This window comes from Leisingera sp., from assembly GCF_982940295.1.
The window spans coordinates 74553-95597 of the sequence record NZ_CEYXRG010000009.1 but is presented as its reverse complement, the minus strand read 5'-3'; the positions used below and the strand labels follow the sequence as shown (position 1 = coordinate 95597).

Genomic DNA, 21045 nt, shown 5'->3' with positions numbered 1-21045 from the left:
GGCAGCCTACTGACCTAAGGTGTAGCAATTCTCATTCCGCTCAGGTTCGCGTCGGCCGGGTCGTACCCGCAAGCCAGTTGTGTTGCTCCTGGCAGGCCTTAGCAAATTCCGCTAATAGGAATGTTATTTTACATATTGAAATTTCAAACCTGATTGCGTACCAATCGATAAGCAAGAGCTTCTGAGAACAACGTGCGAGGGAAAATGGAAAGCCTGGTCAATCTGGCGATGGATGACGGCATCGCTGTTGTGAAGGTGGATAATCCGCCGGTTAATGCTCTTTCCCACGCGGTGCGCGCAGGCATGCAGGACTGTTTGCGGACAGCGCTGAACAGCGTTCAGACAAAGGCGGTAGTCATCTGTTGCGCGGGCCGCAGCTTCTTTTCCGGTGCGGATATCCGGGAGTTCGGCAAGCCGTCCCAAGCGCCGGTTCTGCCGGATCTAATCAATGAAATCGAAGCGTCGACCGTACCGGTAATCGCCGCAATGCAGGGAAATGCGCTTGGCGGCGGGTTGGAGGTGGCCTTGGGCGCCCACTACAGGATCGCGCTGAAGGGCACCCGGTTTGGCCTGCCGGAAGTGTCGCTGGGGCTGCTCCCCGGTGCAGGCGGCACTCAGCGACTGCCGCGTTTGGTCCCGGCTGCAGAGGCGGCCCGGCTGATCACTGGCGGCAAACCGGTTGATGCGGATACCGCGCTGTCCTGGGGTCTGATCGACCGGATTGCGGGCGGCAGCGACGCCCCCGCTGAAGGGGTCGCCTTCGCCCGTGAGCTGATCGCGGCAGGCAAGGGGCCGCGCCCGGTTGGCAGCCTGCCGTGCAATCAGCTGGAGCCTGCGGTTTTGGAGCAAATCCGGTCTGAAACTGCCAGATCGGCACGCGGGGCAATTGCACCATTGGCTTGTTTGGGTGCTGTGGAGGCGGCAATGTCGTTGCCGCTCAGCGAAGGACTGAAGAAAGAGCGCGCGCTGTTTCAGGAGCTGATGGCGTCCGATCAGAGCAAGGCCTTGATCCACGGCTTCTTTGCGGAGCGCCAGGTCGGAAAGCTGCCAGATATCGAAGGTGTTGAGCCGCGCGAAATCAGCCGTTTAGGTGTTGTAGGCGGCGGTACTATGGGGACCGGGATTGCCGTCAGCGCACTGCTTGGCGGACTGCACGTGACGCTGGCCGAACGCGATAAGGCGGCGGCGTCTAAGGCCGCGGCCAGCGTCAGAAAGATGCTGGAAAATGCGGTGAAACGCGGCAAACTGACCGAAACGCAGCGCGATGCCATTCTTGCCGGCGCGTTCAGCACAACCACTAGCTTTGAGGATTTGGCACCGGCGGATCTGGTGATTGAAGCTGTTTTTGAAAGCATGAACGTAAAGAAGGATGTGTTCACCCGGCTTGACCAAGTCTGCAAGCCGGGGGCCATTCTGGCGTCAAACACCTCTTACCTGGATCTGAACGCAATCGCCGCTATGACCAGCCGCCCGCAGGATGTAATCGGGCTGCATTTCTTTTCGCCTGCGCATGTGATGCGGTTGCTGGAAGTGGTGGTGGGCGCGGAAACCGCTCCGGACGCAGTGGCGACGGGCTTCGCGCTGGCCAAGCGTCTGAAGAAAGTAGCGGTGCGCGCGGGCGTCTGCGACGGTTTTATCGGCAACCGGATCCTGTCGCATTACAGCAAGGCGGTCTACGGCATGGTACTGGCCGGGGCCAGCCCCTATGCGGTGGACAAGGCACTGACTGGCTTTGGCCTGGCGATGGGGCCGTTTGCCGTGGGCGATCTGGCGGGGCTGGATATCGGCTGGGCCAACCGCAAACGTCTGGCCCCAACCAGGGATCCGCGCGAAACCTATCCTGAATTTGCCGACCGGCTGTGCGAGCTGGGCCGGTTCGGACGCAAGACCGGACGCGGATTCTATATCTACGATGACAGCATCAAAGACCCGCGTCCTGATCCTGAGGTTGAAGAAATCATTTCTGAAGAGCGTGCCGCCAAAGGCATCACGCCGCGCACAATCGGCGAAGATGAGATCATAAGCCGCTACATGGCGGCAATGGTGAACGAAGCCGCGCGGGTGGTCGGAGACGGCATCGCACTGCGGCCGCTGGATGTGGATGTGACTTTGCTGAACGGATACGGATTCCCGCGCTGGCGCGGTGGCCCGATGCATTATGCCGACACGGTAGGGTTGAAAAAAATTCTCAAGGATATCTGCCGTTTCCACGAGGAAGACCCATTCCTTTGGCAGCCCGCGCCTCTGCTGGAGCAACTGGCCGCTGAAGGCCGGACCTTTGCCAGCCTGAACACCTGAAGGAGAAACCAATGAAACAGGCGGTCATCGTCTCCACCGCGCGAACTGGTCTGGCCAAATCCTACCGTGGCGCGTTCAATGAAACCCATGGTGCCACAATGGCCGGCCATGCCATCAGCCATGCGGTGCAGCGCGCGGGCATTGCGCCGGACTTGATTGAGGACGCGCTGGTCGGCTGCGGCTACCCCGAAGGCTGGACCGGCGCCAACATCGCCCGCCAATCGGTAATACGGGCAGGGCTGCCGGTGTCGGTTTCCGCCGCGACCGTGAACCGGTTCTGCTCCTCCGGGCTGCAGGCAGTGGCGATGGCAGCGCACTCGATCGTGATGGAGGGCGCGACGGCCGCGATCGGGGCCGGGGTGGAAAGCATCAGCCAGATGCCGCCTTCCCGCCCGCCGCAGGCCCGGGAGAATTGGATACTGGAAAACAAGCCGGAGCTGTATCTGCCGATGATCCAGACCGCCGATATCGTGGCGGCGCGCTATGGCATCAGCCGCGAAGCGCAGGATGAACTGGCCCTGGCCAGCCAGCAGCGCACGGCTGCCGCGCAGGCGGCGGGCAGGCTCGATGACGAGATCGTGCCGATCACGGTGACCCAGGCCTTTAAGGACAAGGAAACCGGTGAAGTCACCCGCAAGGAAGTGACTTTTGGCATGGATGACTGCAACCGCCCCAACACCACGCTGGAGGGGCTGGCCGGCCTCGCGCCGGTGCAGGGCGAGGGGCATTTTGTCACCGCGGGCAATGCTTCGCAGCTGAGCGACGGCGCGGCGGCGCTGGTGCTGATGGACAGCGGTCTGGCCGAGCGCGAGGGGGTTGAACCCCTGGGGGCCTTCAAAGGTTTCGCGGTGGCCGGATGCGAGCCCGACGAGATGGGCATTGGCCCCGTCTTTGCGGTGCCGCGCCTGCTGGAGCGGTACGGGCTGACGGTGAACGACATTGACCTGTGGGAGCTGAACGAAGCCTTTGCCTCACAGGCCCTCTACTGCCGCGACCGGCTGGGGATCGACCCGGAGATCTGCAACGTCAACGGCGGTTCGATCTCGATCGGCCACCCGTTCGGCATGACCGGCGCGCGGATGACCGGGCATCTGCTGCTCGAAGGCCGCCGGCGCGGGGCCAAACTGGGCGTGGTGACCATGTGCATTGGCGGCGGCATGGGCGCGGCCGGGCTGTTCGAGATTTTCTGAAGGGACGCGCAAGATGGATTTGAACTTCACCGAAGAGGAGCAGGTGTTCCGCGCCGAGGTGCGGGACTGGTTGAAGTCCTCGCTGCCGCGGGAACTGAGCGAAAAGGTCCGGCTGGGAAAACGGCTGAGCAAAGCGGACAGTGAGTTGTGGCACAACCTGCTGAGCGAACGCGGATGGCTCGCCCCGAACTGGCCGCGCGCATACGGCGGCTGTGAATGGAATGCCGTGCAACGCCATATCTTCGAAGAGGAGGCCTGCCTGGCCCATGCCCCGCGCAGCCTGCCGTTCGGCCTGTCGATGCTGGCGCCTGTGCTGCTGGCCTTCGGCTCCGAGGAGCAGCGGCAGAAATTCCTGCCGCGGATCCTGAACGGACAGGACTGGTGGTGCCAGGGCTATTCCGAACCGGGAGCAGGGTCCGATCTGGCGGCGGTGAAGACCCGCGCGGTGCGGGACGGAGACCACTATGTGGTCAACGGGCAGAAAACCTGGACGACGCTGGGCCAGCACGCGAACTGGATCTTCTGCCTGGTGCGGACCGATCCGGAGGCCAAGAAACAGGAAGGCATCTCGTTTCTGCTGATCGACATGGACACGCCCGGGGTCACCGTGCGGCCCATCGTGCTGATCGATGGCGAGCCGGAGGTGAACGAGGTGTTCTTTGATAACGTCCGCGTTCCTGCGGAAAACCTTGTGGGAGACGAGAACAAGGGCTGGACCTACGCCAAATACCTGCTCACCCATGAGCGCACCAATATCGCCGGAGTGGGCTTTTCAAACGCGCTGCTGGCAACCTTGAAACATGTCGCCGCCAAGGTCCAATCCGGCGGCCGGCCGCTGGCGGAGAACCCACATTTCGCAGCCCGCATGGCGCAAGCCGAGATCGACCTGATGGCGATGGCGACAACCAATCTGCGGGTGGTCTCGGCGGCAGCCAAGGGCCAGGCGCCCGGCGCAGAAAGCTCGATGCTCAAGGTGAAGGGCACGGTGATCCGGCAGGAGCTGACATCGCTCTTGCGCCGGGCGATGGGGCCGGATGCGCTGCCGTTCCAGCCTGACTTTCTGACCGGCGGCGACAATGCCGATGCCATGGGACCGGAATACGCAGCGGCCTCTGCGCCCAACTATTTCAACATGCGCAAACTGTCGATCTTTGGCGGGTCGAATGAGGTGCAGCGCACCATCATCACCAAGGCCATTCTGGGTCTGTAGAGGGAGCATGTGATATGGATTTCAACCTGACCGAAGAACGGGCCATGCTCCGCGACACACTGCAGCGGTTCCTGGCGGACAAGTATTCGCATGAAAACCGGCGGGCGCTGATTGCTGCAGGCACCACCTTTGATGCGGAGGTTTATGCCGGGCTGGCGGAGCTTGGCATACTGGGCGCGCTGTTCAACGAAGAGCAAGGCGGTTTTGGCGGCCAAGGCTTCGATCTGATGGTGGTCTTTGAAGAGCTGGGGCGGGCCGGCGTGATCGAACCGGTGCTGCCGGCGGTGCTGGCCGGCGGTTTGATAGCAGAGCTGGGCGGCGGGCTGGCTGATGAGATCATGGCCGGGACGCATGTCGCGGCTCTGGCGCATGGCGAGGCCGCCGCGCACTATGACTTGAACCATGTCGAGGCCTCGGCCGTTACGGACGGCGATGCCATCGTGCTGCAGGGCATCAAGACCCATGTGCTGCACGGCGCGGAGGCGCAATCGCTGGTGGTTTCAGCCCGGGAGACGGGGGATGCGGCAGACACGGCGGGCATTTCCCTGTTTCTGGTGCCCGTGAATACGCCCGGCGTGACGGTCAGCGGACACAGGAATATTGACGGCATCCCGGCTGCAACGGTCACCCTGGATGGGGTGCGGCTGACCGCCACGGCGCGCCTGGGCACTGCCGGAGAGGGGTTTGCCGCGCTGGAGGCTGCAGTCGCCCGCGGCTTGACCGCCATTTGCGCCGAAGCCCTCGGGGCAATGGATGCCGCCAAGGCGCTCACCACCGACTATCTGAAGGAGCGCAAGCAGTTTGGCACGCCGATCGGCAAGTTCCAGGCGCTGCAGCACCGGATGGCGGACATGCTGATCGAGATCGAGCAAGCACGCTCGGCCGTGATCAATCTGGCGGGCAACCTGCAGCAGCCGCGTGCCCTGCGCGAAATCCACGTAAGTGCTGCCAAAAACCTGATTGGCCGGACGGGCGCGCTGGTGGCTGAGGAATGCATCCAGATGCACGGCGGCATCGGCATGACCGATGAATACGCGCTGTCCCACTTTGCCCGCCGCCTGACGATGATCGACCATCTGTTCGGCGACACGGATTATCATCTGGAACGCTTCATTGCGTTGAAAGCGGGTTAGCACATGCCGCTGCTGCGCCCCGACAGGCCCCTTATCCCGCTTTTTGAGGCTATGGGGTATGACATCGAAATCGACCCAGAGGCGGTTGAGGCCCATTGCGTGCTTCAGATTTCCAGCCTGCACTTGAACCGCCAGGGCAGCTTGCACGGCGGGGTGGCAGCAACGCTGCTGGATACTGCGAGCGGGATCACCGCCAGTTTATCCTGCGACCCCCAGGGGCAAACGCCCTTTGTCACTTTGTCGCTGAACGTCAACTATCTGGCGGCGGCCCGTCAAGGGACGGTGCGTGCGTCCGGCCGGATTACCGGTGGCGGCAAAACAACCAAATTTGTCGCCTGCGATTTGCGGGACGGGGCAGGCCGACTGATTGCGGCCTCCACCGGCGTCTTCAAGCGGGTGCGCAGAACGGAACCAGAGGAGGCAGCATGAGCGCGCTTTTCAGGCATGAAGTCCGCGGCGGGACCCTGATCATCTGGAACTGCAACACGGCGATGCGCAATGCGCTGTCCTATGAGTATTATCAGGGTCTGCAGGAAGGGCTGGCGCGGGCGGCGTCCGATCCGGGCATTGCCGCGGTGATCCTGGCGGGCGAAGGCGGCTTCTTCTGCTCCGGCGGCAATTTGAACATGCTGAAGGAACGCCGCGAGATGCCCTTTGAAGAGCGCCGGGTGCAGATCGGCAAACTGAACGCCCTGATCCGCGCGGTCCGCACCTGTCCCAAGCCGGTCATCGCAGCGGTGGAAGGCGGAGCGGCCGGGGCCGGGCTGTCGCTGGCGATGGCGGCGGATATGATCGTCGCGGAGGAGGGGGCCAAGTTCACGCTGGCCTATGTCAAGGCAGGACTGGTGCCGGATGGCGGTGCTACCTATGCACTGACGCAGGCGCTGCCGCGGGCAACTGTGGCGCGGATGGCGATACTGGCCGAGCCGCTTAGCGCCGAGCGGATGCACCAGCTGGGTGCAATAACCGAACTAGCCCCGCCAGGCACCGCAGTCGCAAAGGCGGAAGCACTGGCGGCCGCAGTTGCCAAGGGACCCGAGACGGCAATCGCCGACATCAAGGCGCTGCTCAATCAGGCAGAAACCGCCAGCTTCGAAGAGCAGCTTGCGCATGAACGCGATGCTATGGCCAAGGCTCTCGGCGGATCCGAGGCCCAGGCGGGCATCGGCGCCTTTCTCGCCAAGACATCCCCTGTATTCCGCTAAGGAGACCGAAATGATCCACACATCTGCACTGCCGGCGGTTTTCGATACGCCCGTGACCCGGACCTACGGCACGCGCCTGCCGGTTGTGGCGGGCGGCCTGCAATGGCTTGCCAATGCTGAATACGTGTCCGCCGCGGCACGGGCCGGGATCGTCTCGTTCATCACTGCCGCAAGTTTCCCCGAGATGAATAATCTGCGCGCGGAGATCCGCCGCTGCCGGGAGATGTGTGGCGGCAAGCCCTTCGGGGTCAACGTCTCGATGATCCCCAAGCTGGTGCCGGGGGAGAAGACCGAAGAGGTGTTCCGCCTGATCGCGGATGAAGGCGTGCAGTTTGTCGAAACCTCAGGCCGCAGCCCCGAGGCGTTTATGCCGATCCTCAAGGATGCCGGGATCACTGTGCTGCACAAGGTTCCCAGCCTGCGCTATGCGGTGAAGGCTGAACAGGTGGGCGTTGACATGGTGTCGATTGTCGGCGCCGAATGCGGCGGCCATCCCGGCATGGACATGGTTGGAAGCATGGTCAATGCCGGGCTGGCAGAGGACCGGCTAACCATCCCGTGGCTGATCGGCGGCGGCATTGGTCACGGCAAGCAGATCGCGGCAGCACTGGTAATGGGTGCGGCAGGTGTGGTGATGGGCACCAGGTTTCTGGTTGCCAGCGAGCTGACCGCGCATCCGGATTACAAGCAGGCAATGGTGAACGCCAGCGAGCTAGACACGCAGCTCACTATGCACTCGGTGCGCAATACCGTGCGCAGCCTGCGCAACCAAACAACAGAAACGGTTGCCCGGCTCGAACGCGACAACCCCGAAATCGGAATCCAGGAACTGCTAAAACATGTGTCCGGCAAGATCGGGCGCCAGGCTTATGCCACCGGTGACGTGTCGCAAGGACTCCTGTCGGCGGGCCATGCGCTGGGGTTTGTAGACAAAGTGGAGCCCTTTGCCGAAATCACCGCCCGCCTTGAGGCCGAGGCGCTGGCAGCATTCGGGCGGCTGGGCCTGGCGGCGTGACAGTGCAAGGGAGGAACAAAGACATGCACAACCGCGTACACGGGCTGCTGCAAACAGCCGCTGAAACACGCCCCGACGCCTTGGCGCTGCGGGATCAGGATGGCCGGCGGCTGACCTGGCTGGAAATCTCGCAAGCGGCTTCGGCCGCAGCGGAGCAATTGTTGACCGCAGGTGTCAGGCCAGGCGACCGGGTGGTTCTGGTGTTTGAAAACTGCGTGGAGGTGATCGCGTTCTTCTTTGGCGCAAGCATGCTGGACGCATCTGCTGTTGCCATCAATGCGCGGCTGACCACAGCTGAGCTGGACCGGATCTTTTCGCATTCCGACCCCAGCGCGGTGGTCTTTACAGCTGCCTCCTCCGCGGCGGCCCGTGCCCATGCTGATCACTACGGCGCCCAGGATATCCATGGCGGTTTTGGAGCCGCGGCGCTGATGCCAAGGACAGGCGCCACGCCGGAGCCGGTATCGGAGGACGGACGCGAACAAGTTGCTCTTCTGCTCTACACGTCTGGCACAACAGGCACGCCCAAGGCGGCCATGCTGACACATGCCAACCTGATCGCAGGGGCCGCTGCGTCGGCCGAGGTTCGGGGTATTCAGCTATCGGATGTGACCTATCTGGCCTTGCCGCTCAGCCATATTTTCGGACTGGTCACAATGCTGTCCGTCACTCTGGCGCGATCAGCAATGCGGATGGAGGCGCAATTCTCGGCGGAGCGCCTCTACAATGCTCTGCAAGAGGACGTGACCCTGCTGCCCGCCGTGCCGCAGATGCATGCCCATTTATTCAACTACGCCCGCTCGCACGGCAAGCCGCGCTATGACGCCGCCAAACTTCGTTTTGTGTCTTCGGGCGGTGCACCTTTGGATCCCGCATGGAAGCGTGAGGCTGAGGCGTTTTACGGCCTGCCGCTGCAAAACGGCTATGGGCTTACCGAGGGCACAGCGGGTGTTTGCGCGACCCGCAATAGCATTGGCGATCCGGACATAAGCGTCGGGCTGCCGATGGGCGATTGCACTCTCAAGCTCGATTTGGCGGCGCCGGGCGCCACGCCGGAGGAAGGGATCGGCGAGATCCTGGTAGGCGGCCCGCAAGTCATGAAGGGCTATTTCCGCGATAAAGAGCAAACAGCAGCGGCTATGACAGAGGACGGGTTTTTCCGAACCGGCGATCTGGGCCGGTTTGACGGCGAAGGCAAGCTGCATATTGCCGGGCGCACCAAGGAGCTGATCATCAGGTCCGGTTTCAATGTCTACCCGGTCGAAATCGAAGCGGCCCTGACCGAGTATCCGGATGTGGTGGTGGCAAGCGTCGTGGGCCGTTCTGTCGAAGGGAACGAGGAAGTGCTGGCCTTTGTCAGCGCCGCCACCGGCAGCAGTGTGACAGAGACGGAGCTAAGGTGCTTTCTCAATGATCGCCTGGCCCCCTATAAACGTCCGTCGCGCATCATAGTGGCGGCGGCTCTGCCCGCGGCGCCGACCGGCAAAATCCTGAAAGCGAAACTGATCGAAACCTTTGCCAGCGAACTGGCTGAAAACGTCTAATCTTCGGCGCGGTTAACTCAGAAACATGCAGGGCACAGGCAGGTTGCCCGGCCTGCGGCGGGTTATGGCCAAACGCCATCATTAAATTCCATTATGTGAAATAAAGTTCTGGACAGATCTTTAAAATTCCACATAGTAAAATAAACCTGGCGGCTTTGTAGGAGGAGATGCAAGTCATGGGATTGATCAAGAATTTTCTGGGAGGGCTTACTGTCGCGGCCAGCCTTGGCGCAACGGCGGTATCTGCGGAAACCGTAATTTATTACGGCCACAGCGGCCCGGACAGGGGCACGGTTCCGGCCGCGCTGAAGTGGTACAACAGCCGGATCAGCGACCTTTCCGGCGGTGATCTGCGCTTGGACGTCCAATGGGGCGGCGCGCTGTTCAAGGCAAGCGCGGCTGTGCAGGGGATCGGCGACGGGGTGGCGGATGCCGGTTCCATTATCGCCGCCTATTTCCAGAAGGAGATGGCGGCATACTCGCTGGCCGACTTCCCGATCGGAGGACCAAATGCCTGGGTTGCCATGCGCGCAGCTGACCGCCTGATGCGCTCAGAACCGCAGATCACCGAGCATCTTGCCCGCCAGAACCTGGTCTACATCGGCACCTTCACCGCCTCGGCCGTGAACGTGGCTTGCGCCGGAGAGCCGATCCGCTCGGTTGAAGACATCAAAGGCAAGAAGGTCCGCGGCGCCGGCGTGTACGGCAAGGTCTTTGGTGAAATGGGCGCGACCCGCGTGAACCTGTCGGTCTATGAGGCCTACCAGGGTCTGGACACCGGGTTGATCGACTGCAGCCAGGGCTACGACTACATCATTCCTTCGCTGAAATGGGACGAGGTTATCGACAGCTACACTGTCCTGAACTGGGGACAGATCGGCGGTTACGGCATGTTCATGAACAAGCAGGTTTTTGACAGCCTGGAAACTGGTCAGCAAAAAGTGCTGATGCAGGCGGGGGAAGAACTGGCCGACCAGTTCGCCAAAATTGTGACCGGCGCCAACAACAAGGCGATGGAAGCGATGACCGCAGGTGAGACCACCCGCAAGATCGAGGTCATCGAGCTCAGCGAAGCAGACAAAGCAACGCTGAATGCTGCGGCTGAACCTTTCATTGCGGACTGGATGGAAAATGCCCGCAGCGTCGGCTTGGATGCGGACCGGCTGATGGCAACCTACACTGCAGCAGTGGCTGAATACACCGCAGAGTTTGAGGCCAAGGGGTATCCGTGGACACGCAGTAACTGATCGCTGCGGCACCAGGCGGCCTAAGCGCCGCCTGGCAATACAGGGGGAGGACAGGATGCTTCGCAGGCTGGAACGGGTTTTTGTTGATGTCTCGGCTGCGGCCATAATTATGCTGGCACTGCTGATCTTTGCCGATGTTGTGGCGCTGAACCTCTTCAGCAGTTCGGTGCCGGACACCATTGTCATCGTGCGTGAACTGATGGTTCTGGCGATTGTGATGCCTCTGGCTGCCGCAACCGCGCACCGGGCGCATATCGCGGTGGAGTTCCTGACCAATCTGCTGCCGCCGCGGGTGTCGGGGTGGCTGACGGTATTCGGCACCCTCTTCGGTCTGCTGGCGCTATCCCCGATCCTCTATTCCGGCGGCAGGGAGTTTCTGCATCAGTGGCAAACCGGCAGCGTGTTTTACGGTGATCTGAACCTGCCGCAATGGCCGGGACGGCTCGCTTTTGTCCTGGGCATTGCCCTGGGATGGCTTCGCCTTGCGGTGATGGCTGTGGACGATGCGCTGACCCTGATGCGCGGCGGTGCGATCGCACCGCACAAAACCTGACACTCATCTGACATTCAAAAGATCTGCCGAGGAGACTGCCCGTGGATCCCGCTCTGATCGGCCTTGTGGCCTTTGCCGTAATGCTTGTGCTTCTGGCCATTCGCGTGCCGATTGCCTTTGCCCTTATCGGCGTGGCGACATTGGCGGCCTTTACGATATTTGCGTTCCGCACCGGCACCTTCATGCCAGAACGTGCATTCCGGGCTACCTCGTCCCTGGTCTTCAGCAACTCGTTCGATTTGCTGCACTCCTTTGATCTGTCGATGATCCCGCTGTTCATTGCGCTAGGCAACATCGCCTATCGTGCCGGGATCACGACTGCGGTCTATGATGCGGCCAAGGTTTGGCTGCTTCGCCTGCGCGGCGGCATTGCGGTGGCCTCTGTCATGGGTTGCGGCGGTTTTTCCGCCATTACCGGGTCCAGCCTGGCCTGCGCGTCGACCATGGGAAAAATCTGCACTCCGGAAATGCTGCGCCTTGGTTACGATCCAAGGCTGGCGACCGCCAGCGTCGCTGCCGGGGGTACACTCGGCTCTCTGATCCCCCCGAGTATCCTGTTCATCATCTATGCGATCTTTACCGAGACTTCGGTGAACAAGCTGTTCATTGCCGGCATTCTGCCGGGGCTTCTGACGCTGGCGGGCTTTGTTCTGGTCATTGCCATGTGGATCAAGGCAGACCCGGCGGCGGTGCCTGCCCGCGGCGAAGCCGCCAGCTTTGCCGACAAAATGGCGGCATTCCGCAGGGCCTGGCCTGCGGCGCTGATCTTTGCCGTCATCGTGGTCGGCATCTACGGCGGCTACTTCACCGCCACGGCAGCGGCGGCCGTTTGCGTCGTGCTGACTGTCTTGATCGGCCTGGCGCAGCGGCAGCTGGATCTGGCAGGCATCTGGCAGGCAGTCCGGGAAACCTGTGTGCAAACCAGCGCCATCTTTTTTGTTGCCGCGGGAGCCAAGATCTTTGTTGCGGCCATCGCCCTGACGGGCATGGCTCCCGCGTTGGTGGAGTGGGTTTCGCAGGCTGAATTCTCGACCGCGACGCTGCTGTTTGCAATCTGCGTGGTCTATCTGGTGCTGGGCATGTTTCTGGATCCGATCGGGATCATGGTTCTGACCTTGCCGCTGGTGGTGCCACTGGTGGAGTCCTATGGGCTGAACTTGATCTGGTTCGGTGTGGTTGTAGTGAAGTTGCTCGAAATTGGTCTTATCACTCCGCCGGTGGGGCTGAACGTCTTTGTCCTGTCTAACGTCGTCGGTAAGGACGCTCCTGTCGGAATGGTTTTTTCCGGCATATGGCGGTTCCTCAGCATCGATGTGGTTGTGCTGCTTCTGCTGGTGGCTTTCCCGTCAATCTCTCTGGTGCTGTCAAATGCGGTTCAGTAGTATTGAGGATCAGCGAACAGTGAAGGCCCCGCATGGGCCGGACGCCCGCATAGATACAGGAAACACCATGCCAGCCGATTCATCGGACAAGAGATTTGCAAACACACTGGCGCGGGGCCTTACAATTCTGCGGGCATTCCGCCCGACGGATGACGGCCTGGGCAACCTCGAAATCTCAGAGCGCACCGGCATTCCGCGGCCGACGGTTTCCAGGCTGACCTTCACCTTGTGCGCGCTTGGCTATTTGACCCACGGGCGGCGGCACGACAAATACCGCCTCGGCCCGGCGGCGCTTGCGCTTGGCAACATCGCAGCAGCTTCATTTGCCTTTGTCGAGATTGCTTCGCCAGTCATGCAGCGGCTGGCAGATGCAACCGGTACTCTGACAGCAATCAGCATCAGAGACGATCGGCGGATGCTGCTGACAAGGGCCTGGCGGCCGGTGAACTCTTCGGCAATCTGGCTGGACGTCGGCTACCGGATGCCGCTGCATACGTCTTCCAGCGGCAAAGCATATCTGGGGGCGCTCAGCGACGAGGAGTTCGCCCGTTTTCTGGAAAGCCACGGGGATGAGCCCGAAGAATTGCAGGCGGAATTCGCGGCTATCAGAACTGCCGCGTACGGCGAGATCCTGGCTGACGGTTACACCCAAGTGCGGGGCGGAAACCGGTTTTCCGAGACCATAAACGCCGCTGCCGTGCCATACCGCCCGTCTGACTTAGGAGAACCGGTCGCTTTTCTGGCAAGCTCAACCTCACAGCTGCTCTCTGATCAGCGTATCTCTGACGAGGTTGGCCCGGCGCTTGCAGATGCTGTCTCTGAGGTCCGCAGGATGACAGGCCAGCAATCCGCGCTGGTGATGAATGAATAAGGCCCCTTAGCCACTACCCCTGCGTTTCAGCCTCCGTCGCAATGCGGACCCGACGCCACCGCTCAACAAAGGCCTCTCCTGTAGTTTCCGGCCTTTGCGCGCTCTGCCGCAACTGCCTGCCTTAGCCTCAAAGCAGCCTTGCCGCAGCCCCGTGCTCTGATCACCGCGATTCAAGATGGACTGCCGCCCATCAGGCGGCAGAAGAGGGCGTTTCGGCAAAGACCGGAAAACTGCAGATCAGAACTTCTGCCGGCGTTCGGATTTCTGGCGGAAGCTCACCACCACGCGGGGCTAAAACGCCCCGCCATTCCCGGTTGTTGCTGCCAAGTTCAACTTGCCAGGCGCGTCTCATTCTGACCCTGACTGCCCCACGCTCCGGCTGCACTGCTCTGCACCGCCGAGATGGCAGTCTCCTGAGAGGGTTTGAAGCTTGCCGCAAGCTCCGCAAGTTCGGCGGCAGCCTGCTTCAGCATCTGCCCTTGCTCGCTGGATCTTTCAACCATGCTGGCATTTTCCTGGGTGACGCGATCCAGCTCAGTCACGCCCGAATTGATTTCGCTTATGGTCGCGGCCTGGTCACGGGAAGATACCGCGATTTGAACCGCCAGTTCTGATACTCTCTGAATTTTCTCGATGATCAGGGTGATTGCCTGGCCTGCCTCATCGACCAGTCCTACACCCACTTTCACCTTGTCCGAACTGGCGTCGATCAGGTCTTTGATTTCGTTCGCCGAATTGGATGAGGCTAGAGCCAGGGCGCGGACTTCCGAGGCGACAACAGCAAAACCCCGGCCCGCTTCGCCTGCGCGGGCTGCCTCGACTCCGGCATTGAGCGCCAACAGGTTCGTCTGGAATGAAATACCTTCGATCACACCGTTGATTTCGGAGATCTTGGCCGCTGAATCGTCGATCTCCCGCATCGCTTCAACCGCCCGCTGCACAATCTCGCCGCAACGCAAGGCTTCCGCGCGCGTGTCCGATACCGTGTGCTCCACAGAGCTTGTCTGCTCAGTAGCGTCGCGCACATTGGTGGTGATCTGGTCCAGCGCTGCGGCTGTTTGCTCCAAGGTCGCCGCCTGAGTTTCCGTGCGGCGCGACAGGTCGTCGGACCCTTGGGCCATGCGATTGGTTTGCTCTTCGATTTCGGTGATGGTGTGCAACACACGTCCGATCAGCCCGTCCAGCGATTCAGCCGTCTGGTTAAAGTCTGCGCGAAGAGTTGTGTATTCGCCGCTCATCTCCTGGGTGATGCGGTGCGACAGCAATCCCTTGGCCAAATTGTTCAAACCGGCAGCCAGCTCCCGCACGACGCCCGCCTGCTCCTCCGCGGCGCGGTGCGACTGCTCTTCAAGCTCTGCGTTTGCCCGCATCGCTTCGATAAATTGGCCAACAGCGCCGGCCAGGTGCCCGAGTTCGTCGCTGCGGCCTTCCTCTGGCACCGGGCTTACAGTATCGCCCTCTCTCAAAGCGGTAATTCTACTGATGATCCGATGCAGCGGCTTGGTGACCGAGGCGGCTGAGAAGAACACAACAAGGCCGACAATCAGGCAGACCGCAAGGCTGATGACAGCCGACTGCAGATAGAGCTGCTGGATCGTCGCCTGCACCCGGCCGTTGTTGAACCCCAGCACCATTTGCGCAACTTGCCCTCCTTCGGGATGCAGCACGGGAAAGGTGATGTAGGCAAGCGCGCCTGCCTGCAGGCTCGTCGTGCCGTCGGTCGCGGCCAGCAGTTCAGGCACCGCGGCAGTCCAGTCTTCCCGGCGGCTTTCATCCACAAAAATCTCGGCAAACGGGTCGCCGTCCACCAGGACCTGGGCGAACAGTGCGTCCTGCATTTCGGTCACGCCCTGAACCGCTCCCAGCGCAGCATCGCTGTTGAAATCCCAAACCGCAGCCGCTACCGGCGGCGCCATGAAGGTCTGCGCCAAGTTCACTTCACGATCAAAGGCTTCAAGCAGCGCGCTGGAGTGTTTCGACGCCCAGAACGCTGTGTAGGCTGCGTTTGAAAGGACGATGCATGCGATGATCGGCAACAGCAGCCGCTTCTTGATCGACATCGCAAAAATCTGTTTCTTCAGGCGTCTCATTCGACACTCCGCTTAATTGAAGAGCACAATTCCGTGCGGCCTTCGGCACCAGACCAAGCCCGGTGCCGAACGCATAAACAGGCAGTGAATACCTGCATTTGCACAACCCGCGTTTGCGAGCTGTACAAAACCAGTTTCGCCTCTGCCTCTTGGTGATGTGTGTTTGAATCCGGGATCAATAAGACATGTAGTTGTCCGACAGAGCATCGCGGTACTTGTCGGTCCAACGGGTATTGATCTCAGCGATTTTGCCTTCTTCTTCGAGCTCGGCAAAGCAACGGTCGAACTCCTCAGCGATGGCGGGATCGCGGAAACTCATGCCGTAGGGCGTCGGTTCAAAGATTGCCCGGAATTCAATCGGCTGGCTGGCATCCACCCCCGACGCGCTGCCCACTCCTTGCAGTTGGCGAGCGAACTCGGCAAACAGCATGCCGTCACCGAGGATGCCATCCACGCGCTTGCCATACAGCAGCTTGCTCTGCGTTTCCTGATCGGCCATCTCGCGATAGGATTTGAAGCCGCCGGTCGCGTCCGAAAGACCCGGAATAATGCTGGCGGCGCCTTCAAAGGCAACAATCTTCATGCCGTTGAGGTCTCCCAGCGTGCCCACCTGAGCACCCGAAGACTTAAGGAAAGAGATCCCGTTCTGATAAGAAACATAAGGTTCGGTCTGCGTGCCGGCGGTAGGCATGCCGACAGGCACGGTTGCGACCGCGTCGCCTTTTCCTGACTCGAACGACTGCCAGTGGCGGGTGAACGGCTGGATGGTGAACTTGGCGGTATGGCCGCACCGTTCCAGCGTGGTTGAGATGATCTCCGCCTCCCGGCCAGAGCCATCTTTGTTGACCATTGGCGGCAGATCGCCGACGAGGACTTCCACCTCGGCGGCGCTTGCGTGAGTTGACATGAGTGCTGCAGCCGCGCAGAGAAGCGCGGCAAAAGGGGTCTTCATTGGTAGTCTGCTCCTGCGAGTATTGATGCAAGCAGGGTAGATAGCGAATCTTAATGGTTGCTTATTGCGGTGCTTTTGCGCAATTTTACGTCCCGGCATAGTTTGCAAAGCATATAAACGCTCAGCACATCCGCAATCTTGCGGGGTTGCAGCCTATCAGAGCCTAAGGCAGGCCGCGGCGAATGGGCCGCCTTACAGCGGAAGCAGTAACTGTCGTTGACGACAGTTCAGGCAGGTCGGCTCGCTTTTGCTCTAAGAGATCCCGAACTCCACAGGCACACATTTCCTGCAAGGAAGACAGCCCCGCCCGCGCAAGTGTTTTGAGCAGGTTCGCCAAAGGCGGATTTGTTCATGTCTTCCGCTTGCTGGGGAGCCCAAGGACGAGTGCAGCCACATTCGGTGTCCGCGGATCGGCGCAGCTGCCTCGGCATAACCAGGCGGCACTGCTCGGAGAACGCCGCCAATTCAACCCAGATCACAGCCTTACAGGAGCTGTCTCAGCTCCTCCACCGTGCCCGCTTCTGAAGCCGGCTTGTCGGTCCTGATCCGGTTGATACGCGGGAACCGCATTGCCAAACCGCTTTTATGGCGTGTGGACTCGCTCAAACCTTCGAAGGCCACTTCAAGCACCAGCTCAGGCTTAACCGCGCGCACTGGCCCGAACCGGTCGATGGTGTTGCCGCGCACGAAGCGGTCCAGCTCCTTCAGTTCCGCATCGGTAAAGCCAAAATATGCCTTGCCAACGGGCACCAGCTGATCACCCTGCCACACACCAAACGTAAAATCCGAATAATAGCCTGACCGTTTGCCGTGTCCGCGCTGCGCGTAAAGCATTACGGCGTCCACCAGCATCGGGTCGCGCTTCCATTTGAACCAGTGCCCGCGTTTACGCCCGGCAATATAGGCACTGCTCAGGCGCTTGATCATGACACCCTCGACCACACTTTCGGGCGGGTTCGCGCGCAGCTCCGCCAGATCTTCCCAGCGGGCAAAGACAAGGGGAGGTGAAAGGTCGATACGCGGATCACTGAGGTCAGCCACGATCTCACGCAGACCGGTCCGGCGCTGAACCAGCGGCCGCCCGCGCCAGTCTTCGCCATTCAGAAACAGCAGATCATAAAGGCGCAGCGCTGCAGGGTGGCTCGCCAATATGGCTTTGCCAGGTTTCTTGCGGCCGAGACGTTTTTGCAGGTCGCCAAAGGGGGCAACTTCTTCGCCCCGTTTCACCAGCAACTCGCCATCCAGCGTGCCATCGAAATTCAGGGCGCTGACGACATCGGGGAAGGATCGGGAAATGTCCTCTCCCGTCCGCGAATAGAGACGCCTCGTGCCGCCATCATTCACCGCCTGAACGCGAATGCCGTCCCATTTCCATTCCGCCGTGAAATCAGCTGGCTCGAACTCTGCCAGATCCTCCAGACTGGCGGCAGTCGAGAGCATCACCGGCCGAAAAGGGGCAGCCGCCAGGCTGACCGGCTTCTCACCGCCTTCGAGCCAGGCAAACAGTGGCAGGTAGGGCGGGGTTAGCCCGTGCCAAAGCTCTTCGATCTCAGTGACTTCCACACCGCCAAATTGCGCCAGCGCGCTCCTGGCAAGCTGCGCTGACACACCAACCCGCAAACCTCCTGTGGCAAGCTTCAAGTAGGCATAGCGCTGCGACGGCGTCATGTGCGTCAAACGGCGGGCAATCAAGGCAGGCAGTTCTGCCTTCGCAGCCGCGGCCAGCTCCTCCACCGCATCGGCCAGTGGCGTCTCGGCCAACGTACCGGAATGTGGCCAGATCAGAGCAACGGTCTCTGCCAGATCACCGACGAAATCATACGACAGGCGGAACAGCTCGGCATCGGTTTCCTCTGCCACCAGCCCCCGCAAAAGCGATGGCGTAACATTGCGCAGCGCAAGGTCTCCGGTAATTGCTGCCAGCGCGTAGCCGCGTTCCGGATCCGGCATCGTGCGGAAAGCGGACACCAGATGAGCAATCTTGCCGTTTCGCGACGGCGTAAAGGCAAGCTGCTCCAGAAGGGTGGCGAAAGACTGCATCAGTCCGCTTCCTCTTCATAGCCGACCAGCCTAAGCGGTCGGGCGGCGATCTGGTTCAGTTCACACCAGCGCACCAGCGCATCTTCCCTGCCATGCGTTACCCAGACCTGTTGCGGCGCCAATTCCAGGATCGTCCTGGTCAGGTCCTGCCAGTCCGCGTGATCGCTGAGGATCAGCGGCAGCTCGACTCCGCGCTGGCGGGCCCGGGCGCGCACTTGCATCCAGCCGCTTGCAAAACAGATAACCGGATCGGGAAAACGCTGCGCCCAGGTTGCGGCGAACGCCGAGGGCGGGCCAAGGATGATCTGCCCCTTGAAAGCCGCCTTGCCCTCATCCGTTGTCGCAGGTCGAAGGTCACCCAAGTCAACGCCCTGCTGGATGTGGTAGTCGCACAACCGCTGCAATGCGCCGTGGATGTAAATCGGGTGCTCCCAGCCTGCCTGCCTCAGGAGCGCAATGACCCGCTGCGCCTTGCCCAAGGCGTAGGCGCCGATGAGATGACAGCGGTCAGGCTGAGAAGCGACGGACCGCAGCAGTTTTTCGATCTCCGAAAGGGGCTCGGGATGATTGAACACCGGCAGGCCAAAGGTCGCCTCGGTCACGAAGATATCACAAGGTGCCAGCTGGAACGGCGCACAAGCCGGGTTGTCAGCCCGCGCATAGTCTCCAGAGACGGTGATGGCTGAGCTGCCATCGTCGACAGTAATCTGGCAGGAGCCAAGAACGTGCCCGGCTGGCGTAAAGGTCACGCGGATCCGGTCCGTTTCTATTCTGTCTTCTACCGGAATCCGGGTATCGCAAAACGCCTCGCCATAGCGGATCGCCATGATCTCCAGCGTTTGCGGGCTTGCCCAGACAGTGCCGTGGCCTGCACGCGCATGGTCGGCATGGCCGTGGGTGATCATTGCGCGCGGCACGGGCCGCACAGGATCAATGAAGAAATCCCCTGCCGGGCAGTAAAGCCCCTCCGGACGGGGGTGCAGCAACTTCTCTGGAGGGCGTGAAGCTGTCAATTTACGCTACTCAATTGCGAAATCCCCGGGTGCATCGGAAGAGACTTAAGGTGAACAGGGCTTTATGCAAGGGAAGCACCAAGGAGATTCCGTTGGCTGATTACTGTCAGCTAGACGGCTGTCATTGAGATTTTTTGGACCTGAACGGCTTTGCCGCGCGGCTCCAGCGAAGGCCGTGCCGCATTGTATCCTCAGCATGGATTTACCCTGCGGCCTTCATGACAGGTATCCGTACCGGCAGTATCGCCTGGGTCAGCCCGCCGCCCAAGAATGGAAAACCAAATCCGGCTCACACGCACCAAAACACGGCTGGTGAGGCCGATACGGCAGCACCAGGCCGACGGCGCGCCTGACGTGTAAACAAGCGACCATGGCTTCGCCTGCAATCACATTCCAAACTTGCTCGGCGGCGAGTGAAGACACAGCCAGAAGGGCCTTGTCACTGCCTTTCAAAACGCCGGTCTCGAACTCGCACAGCGCGTGACAAAGACATTTATCAAACAACCGGTGGGCTCTCACTTTTCTTAACGTTTCACGGTTACGTAATGGGGAGTTCAACCGGGAGACATTTGCAGTGGCGGATTCGAAACAAGTCGAGACAGCTGGCTCAGGCGCAAGACCGGACCGCATTCAGGCTCGGGAAGAGCTTCAAACATCAAACGAAAACCAGCAGGAGAGCATTGCCACCGACGCGCCTTTTCCAACAGGAGATGGAGCGGCAGCTTCGGCTTTTTCTCTCAAATTGTCGGCACTTGGAATGTACTTTCAGGACCTGGCAAGTTCAGGCTGGCAGATGCTCCGGTCTGCATCCGGGCCACCCCAGGAGGCCCTTCCGGAACACTCTGCGGAGCCGCCCGCAGATACGGACTTCTCCACTCGGGAAACTGCCGCTCCCCCATCAGACGGCAGCTCCTCCGTGACGAGTTCCGAAATCCCGCAATCAAAGGATGCGGCCAACGGCGGGGCAGAGCCTGCGCAGATGACGCCCTCCAAACCTGTGCAAGCAGGTGATCCCGCTCCCAGTGCAGGGCTGGTTTCAGAACCAAATGACAATCCTGCACTTGCAGACACTCCCGTAAGTGACGTGGGAACGCATCCGAAACCAAAGGAAACTTCCGCACCCGAAGAAGGGCCTGGGGAAGACCCGAAGCCGGAGGACGGCCTGGATCCCGAAGACGTACCCGAAACAGACCCGGGTACGGACCCGGCGCCGGAAGACGACCCGAACCCGGAAGACGAGCCCGAAACAGGCCCGGGCACCGACCCCGAGCCGGAGGACGATCCGGACCCCGTAGACGAGCC

Annotated in this window: 16 protein-coding genes and 1 pseudogene; 13 read left to right on the top strand and 4 right to left on the bottom strand. The window is 61.1% G+C overall.

The genetic code is table 11. The annotated features are described in order from the left end of the window. Positions 1–204: 204 nt before the first annotated feature. From AC4HIX_RS10505 to AC4HIX_RS10450, 12 genes are all read left to right on the top strand, one after another. Positions 205–2298 carry a 3-hydroxyacyl-CoA dehydrogenase NAD-binding domain-containing protein gene (locus AC4HIX_RS10505; protein WP_490398981.1) on the top strand — a complete coding sequence of 698 codons (2094 nt, stop codon included), beginning with the start codon at positions 205–207 and terminating at the stop codon, positions 2296–2298. 11 nt (positions 2299–2309) lie between these two features. Then, positions 2310–3488 (top strand): acetyl-CoA C-acyltransferase, encoded by a 1179-nt coding sequence (locus tag AC4HIX_RS10500; protein ID WP_490398942.1) that lies wholly within the window; start codon positions 2310–2312, stop codon positions 3486–3488. Positions 3489–3501: 13 nt separating this feature from the next. Then, positions 3502–4698 (top strand): acyl-CoA dehydrogenase family protein, encoded by a 1197-nt coding sequence (locus tag AC4HIX_RS10495; protein ID WP_490398941.1) that lies wholly within the window; start codon positions 3502–3504, stop codon positions 4696–4698. 14 nt (positions 4699–4712) lie between these two features. Continuing rightward, positions 4713–5831 (top strand): acyl-CoA dehydrogenase family protein, encoded by a 1119-nt coding sequence (locus tag AC4HIX_RS10490; protein WP_490398940.1) that lies wholly within the window; start codon positions 4713–4715, stop codon positions 5829–5831. A 3-nt stretch (positions 5832–5834) separates the two neighbouring features. After that, a complete protein-coding gene (locus AC4HIX_RS10485) occupies positions 5835–6260 on the top strand; it encodes a PaaI family thioesterase (RefSeq protein WP_475046382.1) in 426 nt (141 codons plus the stop codon). Continuing rightward, on the top strand, positions 6257–7036 hold the full coding sequence (locus AC4HIX_RS10480) for an oxepin-CoA hydrolase, alternative type (protein ID WP_490398939.1): 780 nt from the start codon (positions 6257–6259) through the stop codon (positions 7034–7036). The genes AC4HIX_RS10485 and AC4HIX_RS10480 overlap by 4 nt, the downstream gene beginning before the upstream one ends. A 10-nt stretch (positions 7037–7046) precedes the next feature. Continuing rightward, on the top strand, positions 7047–8051 hold the full coding sequence (locus tag AC4HIX_RS10475; protein WP_475046378.1) for an NAD(P)H-dependent flavin oxidoreductase: 1005 nt from the start codon (positions 7047–7049) through the stop codon (positions 8049–8051). A 23-nt stretch (positions 8052–8074) separates the two neighbouring features. After that, entirely contained in the window at positions 8075–9595 is a 1521-nt protein-coding gene (locus AC4HIX_RS10470) for a class I adenylate-forming enzyme family protein (protein ID WP_490398938.1), read from the top strand. Between the two features lie 176 nt (positions 9596–9771). Continuing rightward, positions 9772–10842, top strand: a complete 1071-nt coding sequence (locus tag AC4HIX_RS10465) for a C4-dicarboxylate TRAP transporter substrate-binding protein (protein WP_490398937.1) — start codon at positions 9772–9774, stop codon at positions 10840–10842. A gap of 55 nt (positions 10843–10897) precedes the next feature. Continuing rightward, positions 10898–11395, top strand: a complete 498-nt coding sequence (locus tag AC4HIX_RS10460) for a TRAP transporter small permease (RefSeq protein ID WP_490398936.1) — start codon at positions 10898–10900, stop codon at positions 11393–11395. A gap of 41 nt (positions 11396–11436) precedes the next feature. Next, positions 11437–12777, top strand: a complete 1341-nt coding sequence (locus tag AC4HIX_RS10455) for a TRAP transporter large permease (RefSeq protein WP_490398935.1) — start codon at positions 11437–11439, stop codon at positions 12775–12777. 67 nt (positions 12778–12844) lie between these two features. Continuing rightward, complete coding sequence (locus AC4HIX_RS10450) at positions 12845–13648, top strand: IclR family transcriptional regulator (RefSeq protein ID WP_475046368.1); 804 nt, start codon at positions 12845–12847, stop codon at positions 13646–13648. Between the two features lie 329 nt (positions 13649–13977). Here AC4HIX_RS10450 and AC4HIX_RS10445 read toward each other — a convergent pair whose 3' ends face one another. From AC4HIX_RS10445 to AC4HIX_RS10430, 4 genes are all read right to left on the bottom strand, one after another. Beyond that, on the bottom strand, positions 13978–15738 hold the full coding sequence (locus AC4HIX_RS10445; RefSeq protein WP_490398934.1) for a methyl-accepting chemotaxis protein: 1761 nt from the start codon (positions 15736–15738) through the stop codon (positions 13978–13980). A gap of 175 nt (positions 15739–15913) precedes the next feature. Then, a complete protein-coding gene (locus AC4HIX_RS10440) occupies positions 15914–16690 on the bottom strand; it encodes a type 2 periplasmic-binding domain-containing protein (protein WP_490398933.1) in 777 nt (258 codons plus the stop codon). 483 nt (positions 16691–17173) lie between these two features. Next, on the bottom strand, positions 17174–18730 hold the full coding sequence (locus AC4HIX_RS10435) for a cisplatin damage response ATP-dependent DNA ligase (protein WP_490398932.1): 1557 nt from the start codon (positions 18728–18730) through the stop codon (positions 17174–17176). Further along, positions 18730–19743: a ligase-associated DNA damage response exonuclease gene (locus AC4HIX_RS10430; RefSeq protein ID WP_490398931.1), complete on the bottom strand. Its 1014-nt coding sequence runs from the start codon at positions 19741–19743 to the stop codon at positions 18730–18732. The genes AC4HIX_RS10435 and AC4HIX_RS10430 overlap by 1 nt, the downstream gene beginning before the upstream one ends. Positions 19744–20317: 574 nt before the next feature. Between AC4HIX_RS10430 and AC4HIX_RS10425 the strand changes: the two are divergent. Further along, positions 20318–21045: pseudogene (locus AC4HIX_RS10425) on the top strand (hypothetical protein); the annotation flags it as partial.